At 69.5% G+C, this 6,661-nt stretch carries 6 protein-coding genes; 2 read left to right on the top strand and 4 right to left on the bottom strand.

What is annotated here, in order from left to right; all coding sequences use genetic code 11:
* The coding region (locus VHA73_12650) for a hypothetical protein (protein HVX18875.1) at positions 1–699 on the bottom strand (699 nt) is incomplete at its 3' end.
* A 147-nt stretch (positions 700–846) separates the two neighbouring features.
* Here VHA73_12650 and VHA73_12645 point away from each other — a divergent pair.
* Positions 847–1,779 carry an LLM class F420-dependent oxidoreductase gene (locus VHA73_12645; protein ID HVX18874.1) on the top strand — a complete coding sequence of 311 codons (933 nt, stop codon included), beginning with the start codon at positions 847–849 and terminating at the stop codon, positions 1,777–1,779.
* 34 nt (positions 1,780–1,813) lie between these two features.
* Here VHA73_12645 and VHA73_12640 read toward each other — a convergent pair whose 3' ends face one another.
* Genes VHA73_12640 through VHA73_12630 form a run of 3 tightly spaced genes read right to left on the bottom strand, consistent with a single transcriptional unit; the run spans position 1,814 to position 5,784 of the window.
* Complete coding sequence (locus tag VHA73_12640; GenBank protein HVX18873.1) at positions 1,814–2,443, bottom strand: GNAT family protein; 630 nt, start codon at positions 2,441–2,443, stop codon at positions 1,814–1,816.
* 7 nt (positions 2,444–2,450) lie between these two features.
* The gene (locus tag VHA73_12635) at positions 2,451–3,533 is read right to left on the bottom strand and encodes an alanine--glyoxylate aminotransferase family protein (GenBank protein ID HVX18872.1); all 1,083 of its coding nucleotides are present in this window, start codon (positions 3,531–3,533) and stop codon (positions 2,451–2,453) included.
* 34 nt (positions 3,534–3,567) lie between these two features.
* The gene (locus VHA73_12630; GenBank protein ID HVX18871.1) at positions 3,568–5,784 is read right to left on the bottom strand and encodes an MMPL family transporter; all 2,217 of its coding nucleotides are present in this window, start codon (positions 5,782–5,784) and stop codon (positions 3,568–3,570) included.
* A 130-nt stretch (positions 5,785–5,914) separates the two neighbouring features.
* Here VHA73_12630 and VHA73_12625 point away from each other — a divergent pair, with 130 nt between their 5' ends.
* Positions 5,915–6,658: a TetR family transcriptional regulator gene (locus VHA73_12625; protein HVX18870.1), complete on the top strand. Its 744-nt coding sequence runs from the start codon at positions 5,915–5,917 to the stop codon at positions 6,656–6,658.
* The last annotated feature ends 3 nt before the right edge of the window (positions 6,659–6,661 follow it).

Raw genomic sequence — 6,661 nt, 5'->3', positions numbered from 1 at the left:
ATAGCAGTAGTTGGTGGTGCTCGCCCCTACACCAGTGATGACGAGACTGGTGCGGTTCGTGTTCGCCCCAGCAGTGTCAGCCGCGCAGCCGCTGGTGGTGCCGTAGCCGTAGTTGAACGTGACACCCGGAACGGCTGCCTGGGTGAGGCGGCCCGCGCCGTCATAGCTGTAGTCGTTCCCGGTTGGGGTCGGGTCGTACATGCCGGATGCACCCAGGAACGACTCGTCGACCACGCGTCCCGCTGGGCTGCGTGCCACCACGTCCTCGCTGACCACGTTGGAGTTCGGATCGATCGTCACCGTCGCGTTCGAACGGCCGTCGGCGTCATAACCCAACAGCGTGCCAAGCCCGGTGCTATAAGACACGCCAGCCAGTCGCCCAGTCGGTGTGTCGTAGATCGACGTCGCGAGCGTCGCACCGAAGTCGCTGGTCGTGGTCGCCCGGCCATTGGAGCTGTCGTACCCGAACGTCATGGGTCCTTCGGGGCCGCTGGTCGCCGTGACACGGCCCGCCTGGTCATAGCTGGTGGTGGTGGTGTTGCCCCAGATGTCGGTGTACGAGACAGGGCGGCCCAGCAGATCCACGGTGGTCGACACTGCGTCGTCGTTCCAGGTCGAGTCGGTGATCTTGTTGACCAGCGGGTTCCAACGCCACAGCACCCCACGCCCCGAACCCCCGACGACCCCTCCCACCGCCACAGATCCAGCGCACCAGCCCTCCCCCGCCACCCGCCCGCCCACAGCGGCGCGACCGACACGGACAGTGTGCCCCCGCCGACACCGGTTGTCCACAGGGACCAATCCACCATCTGGCAGCCCCGGACCGGGCCGGTAGCGTCGACGAGCATGCAACTGCGCATCTTCACCGAGCCGCAGCAGGGCGCCAGCTACGACGATCTGCTCGCCGTCGCCCGGCTGGCCGAAGACCTGGGGTTCGACGCGTTCTTCCGCTCGGATCACTACCTGAAGATGGGCGACGTGTCGGGGATGCCGGGGCCCACCGACGCGTGGACCACGCTCGCCGGCCTGGCCCGCGACACGTCGACGATCCGCCTCGGCACACTCGTGACCGCGGCGACGTTTCGCCTACCTGGGCCGCTCACGATCTCCGTGGCCACCGTCGACGCGATGAGTGGCGGGCGGGTCGAGCTCGGCCTCGGCGCCGGCTGGTACGACGACGAGCACCGCAACTACGGCATCCCGTTCCCGGGGCTCGGCGAGCGCTTCGACCGGCTCGCCGAGCAGCTCGCGATCGTGCACGGACTGTGGAACACGCCCGATGGCGCAACGTTCGACCACGCCGGCACCTATTACGAGCTCGCCGACTCGCCCGCGCTGCCGAAACCCGTGCAGCGGCCCCACCCGCCGATCATCGTGGGCGGCACCGGACCGACGCGCACCCCGCAGCTCGCCGCCCGCTACGCCGACGAGTACAACGTGGCATTCGTGTCGGTGGCCGACACCGAAGCCGCGTACGGCCGCACCCGGGCGGCGTGCGAGCAGATCGACCGCGACCCCGCCTCGATCGTGTACTCCGCCGCCCATCAGGTGTGCGTCGGCGCCGACGAAGCCGAGGTGAGCCGTCGCGCCGCCGCCGTCGGCCGCGACGCCGCCAGCCTGCGCCAACAAGGCATCGTGATCGGCACACCGGCCGAAGCCGTGGAGCGGCTTCAGGCCTACGCCGCCATCGGCGCCAGCCGCGTGTACCTCCAAGTGCTCGACCTCGCCGACCTCGACCACCTCCGCCTCATCGCGGCCGAAGTCCTCCCCCACGTGTGACGCGCCGCCGGCGCGGCACCCGACCGGCAGATGCTCAGAGCCAGGCTGCGGCGAGCTCGGCGCGACGCTCGTCCCAGTCCTCGCGGGTGAGCGCGTAGCGGATGTGGTCCTCCCACACGCCGTTGATCTCGAGGTACCGCTCGGCGATGCCCTCGTTGCGCAACTCGAGCTTGTCGGCCACCCGCCGGCTGCGGGCGTTGCGCGGGATGATCGAGACTTGCACCCGGTGCAGCCCGACCCGCTCGAACGCGAAGCGGGCCAACACCACGAGCGCCTCGGGCACGTAGCCGTTGCCGGCCACCCGGTGGTCGACCCAGTAGCCGATGTAGGCGTTCTGGTAGGCGCCGCGCTGCACCGAGTTGAGGTTGATCTCGCCCACCAGCCGCTCGGCGACGAAGATGCCGAAGCCGTAGCCGGTGCCGAGCTGCCAGTCGCGTGCCCGGGCGCTGCAACGAATGGCGAACGCGTCGCGGTCCCGGACGGGATCGGGCGCGCTCGCCGGGCGTGACGGCTCCCACGGCAACAACCAGCTGGCGTTGGCGAGGCGGACCTCACGCCACTGGTGGAAATCGGCGAGTTGCAGCGGTCGCAGCGACACGCGGCGGCCGTCGAGACGGGTGTCGGGGTCGCGCCGGGCGTCGACGCCGGAGCTGCGCCAGGCCACCGCGCGCCTACCGGCCCAGCAGCTCGGCCAGCGCGCCGAGCAGCAACGTGACGTTGGCGTGCCGCGCGTTGGGGCCCATCAGCCCGATGCGCCAGACCTTGCCCGCGAACTCGCCGAGTCCGCCACCCACCTCGATGCCGTAGTCGTCGAGCAGGGCGCCGCGCAGCGCCTTGTCATCGGCGCCGTCGGGCAGCCACACCGTGGTGAGCTCGGGCAGGCGGTGACCCTCGGCAGCGAACAGCTCGAGGCCGAGCTTCTGCAAGCCGTCCTGCAACGCCGACCCGGCCGAGCCATGGCGGGCCCACGAGGCTTCGAGACCTTCATCGAGGAGGGCGCCGAGGCCGGCGTGCAGCCCAGCGATGGCGACCGTGGGCGCGGTGTGGTGATACGTCCGACCCGACCCCGAACCGACGTACTCGGAGATCATCCGCAAATCGAGGTACCAGCTGCGGCTGCGCTCGACCATCCGGCTGCGGGCTCGCTCGTTGACGGTGAGGGGCGCCAGACCGGGCGGGACGCCCAGGCATTTCTGGGTGCCGGAATACGCGATGTCGATCCCCCAACCGTCGACCTCCACGGGGATGCCACCGAGCGACGTGACGCAGTCGACCAGCAACAGCGCGTCGCCTTTGCCGGCACCGAGCGGCTCGATGGCGTTGCGGACACCGGTGGACGTCTCGGCGTGGACCACGGCGATGATCGTGGGCGACGGATGGGCCGCCAGCACCGCGGCCGGATCGAGCGGCTGGCCCCAAGGCGCGTCGACCCGGATCACCTCGGCCCCGCACCGCTCGGCCACGTCGCACATCCGGTTGCCGAACACGCCGTTGACGCCCACCACGACGGTGGCGCCAGGCTCGACGAAGTTGACGAACGAGGCCTCCATCCCGGCCGATCCGGTGCCGCTGGCCGGGAAGGTCAACTCGTTCGAAGTCCGGAACACGGTCCGCAACCGCTCGCACGTCTCGTCGAGGAGCGCGAGGAAGGCGGGATCGAGGTGGCCCAGGATGGGAAGGGCCTGGGCCGCCACGACCTCCGGATAGAGGTTCGACGGCCCAGGTCCCAACAGCGTGCGATCGACCACGGGCATGGGGCGATCGTATGCGGACCCGGAGGTCCGTGACTCAGGGAACGAGCGCAGGGTCCCGCTCGTCGCCGCCGGGCTGACCTGGCGCGGGAGATGTGGTACCCGACGGCAAGTGCGCATCGGCGTCTACCTCGACGCTGAGCTTGGGCACCAGGCGGTCGAGCCAGCGCGGGAACCACCAGTTGGCGTCGCCGATCAACTCCATCGTGGAGGGCACCAGGACCATGCGGACCAAGGTGGCGTCGACGAGGATCGCGGTGGCCAAGCCGAGCCCGAACAACTTGAGCTGGCGCATGTCGCCGAGCACGAACGAGCCGAAGACGAACACCATGATCGCAGCGGCTGCCGTGATCACCCGGGCGGTGCCGGCGAGGCCGTCGGCGACCGCGACCCCGTTGTCGCCGTGGCCGAGCCACTCCTCGCGGATGCGGGAGAGGAGGAACACCTCGTAGTCCATCGACAAGCCGAACAAGATGGTGAACAGCATCAGCGGGATCCACGAGTCGATGGGCCCGGTGCGGCTGACGCCGATGATGCTGGCGCCCCAGCCCCACTGGAAGACCGCCACGATCACGCCGTACGCCGCGCCGATCGACAGCAGGTTCATCACTGCTGCCTTGATCGGCACGGCAACCGAGCGGAACACGGCCATCAGCAACAGGAACGACAGCAGCACCACGCCGCCGATCACCCATGGCAGCTTCTTGGTGAGCCCGGCGGTGCCGTCGATGCCACCCGCGGTCACGCCGCCGACGTACGCCTTCGCCCCGGTGCCTCGCAGCGCGTCGGGGATGACGTGGTCGCGCAGCCGGTGCACGAGGCTGTCGGTGGCCTTGTCCTGCGGGGCGGCGAGCGGCACCACGATGATCTGCGCCGCGTCGCCCGACGGGTTGAGCCGCGGTTTGGCGACGTACGCCACGTTGGAATCGGGCTGCTCCGACAGCGCAGCAAAGGCGTCATACAGCTTGCCGGCCGCCGCGCTGCCGGCCGCGGTCTTGGGCTGGTCGACAGCGATGAACAGCGGACCGTTCGAACCGGCGCCGAAGCCCTGCGCCAGCAAGTCGTAGGACTTGCGGGTGGTCGACGAGGCGGGGTTGCTGCCGGCGTCGGACTGGCCCATCCGCATCCCGAACAGCGGGAGCGCCAAGGCGATCAGGATCACCAGTGCCACGCTGCCCGTGACCCATGGCTTGCGCTGCACGACCCGGCTCCAGCGGTACCAGAACGTGCGGCGCGCGGTGGCCTGCTCGCCTTTGTGCAACAGGCCCGGGACGTGCAGCCGGTCGATGGTGCGCCCGACGAACCCGAGGATCGCCGGCAGCAGCGTCATGGCCGACAACATGACCATGACCACGACGCCGATGCAGCCGAACGCCAGGCCGTAGATGAAGCTCTGGCCGAGGAGCAACATGCCGATCAGCGAGATCACGACCGTGCAGCCGGCGAACAGCACGGCGTGGCCGGCCGTCGCCAAGGCCGTGATCACGGCGTCGCGCGGCCCGGAACCGTCGTGGAGCTCGGAGCGGTAGCGGGTGACGATGAACAGCGCGTAGTCGATGCCGACCCCGATGCCGATCATCATCGCCATCTGCAACGCGAAGCTCGGCACCGTGAGCGAGTGGCTCAACATGGTGACGATCGCGCTCCCGATACCGATCCCGAAGAACGCGGTCAGCAACGGCAGGCCCATGGCTATCAGTGAGCCGAACGCGATCAGCAGGATGAAGATGGCGGCGACCACACCGATCAGCTCGGCAGAGCCCATCGACGGCGGCTCCGCCTTGTAGACCGGTCCGCCGCCGAACTCGATCTGAAGGTCGCTCGGCGTCGCGTGGCGCGCCGTCGACAGCACCTTCTTGATCGCCGCCGTGGGGATGTCGTTGGTTTCCCTGTCGAACTGGATGCGGGCGTAGACGACGTGGCCCTTGCCGGGCGCGACGTTGGCGACCTGGCCCTCGCCACCTTTGGTGAACGGGCTCTGCACGGACTCCACGTGGTCGCGCAGACCGAGCGCCGCGACGTCGGCGACCACTCCGTTGACCGCGGCCTGGTTTGCCGGACTGGTGATGTCGCCCTTGCTGTGGAACACCATGTCGGCGGTGTCGCCGGCACGCGAGGGGAAGCGATCCTGGAGCAGGTGGAGCGCCTTGCCGGAGTCGCTGTTGCCAGCGTCGAACTTGTCGTTCCAGTTGTTGCCCATCGACGAGCCGATGCCCGAGATCACGACGACGGCCAGGATCCAGAGGATCAGCACACGCCATCGATGGTCATAGCACCACCCTGCGAGCTTCCCCAGCCGAGTGTCATGCGCGGCGACGCGCTGGTGTGGTGTCTGGGTAGAATTCATCACTGATGATTTGTAGCACAGCCTGGGGATCTCACCAATGGTGACATCGACCACAGGACGCCGCGGGCCGGGTCGTCGCCCCGGCAACCCTGACACCCGCGCCCACATCGTGGCGGCCGCCCGCCGGGTCTTTCGCGCCGAGGGATACGACGCCGCCAGCTCACGGTCGATCGCCCGCGAAGCCGGCGTGGACCCGGCACTCATCCACCACTACTTCGAATCCAAGGCCGCCTTGTTCATGGCAGCCCTCGACTTCCCGCTCGACCCCCGCCGGATCCGCGAGGCCCTCGATCCCGACCTGCCCAAGGGCGAGCAGCTCGTGTTGATGTTCCTCCACCTCTGGGAAGGTGGCCTCGACGTCGGGGATGACACGGCGAGCCCGGCAGATCCGGACGCCCACCCGTTCATCACCGTGGTGCAGGCCGCCACGTCGGGGCCGGCCGCGGGTGCGGCGCTGCGTGAGTTCCTCAAGGAGCGGGTGTGGACGAACCCGGCGATGGCCGGTGAGCGTCCAACCGACATCGGCGAGGCCCACGACGACCACCCGGACCGCGCCCTGTCGCCCGAGCAGGGCGACCTCCGCCATGGGCTGGTCTCGTCGCAACTGTTCGGCATCGGGTGGGCCCGCTACGTCCTCAAAGTCGAGCCGCTCGCCAGCGCGACGCCGGAGGCGATCGCCAAAGTGGTCGGCCCCACCATCGAGCGCTACATGTCCGGCGACCTCGGCGACGTCACCGCTTTGGGTGGGTCGGTCGGCGCGGGCGGCGCCGGCAGCGGCTGAGCT

It is taken from the genome of Acidimicrobiales bacterium (assembly GCA_035547835.1).
Lineage (GTDB): Bacteria > Actinomycetota > Acidimicrobiia > Acidimicrobiales > Iamiaceae > DASZTW01.
This window is presented reverse-complemented; position numbering and strand designations above follow the sequence as displayed.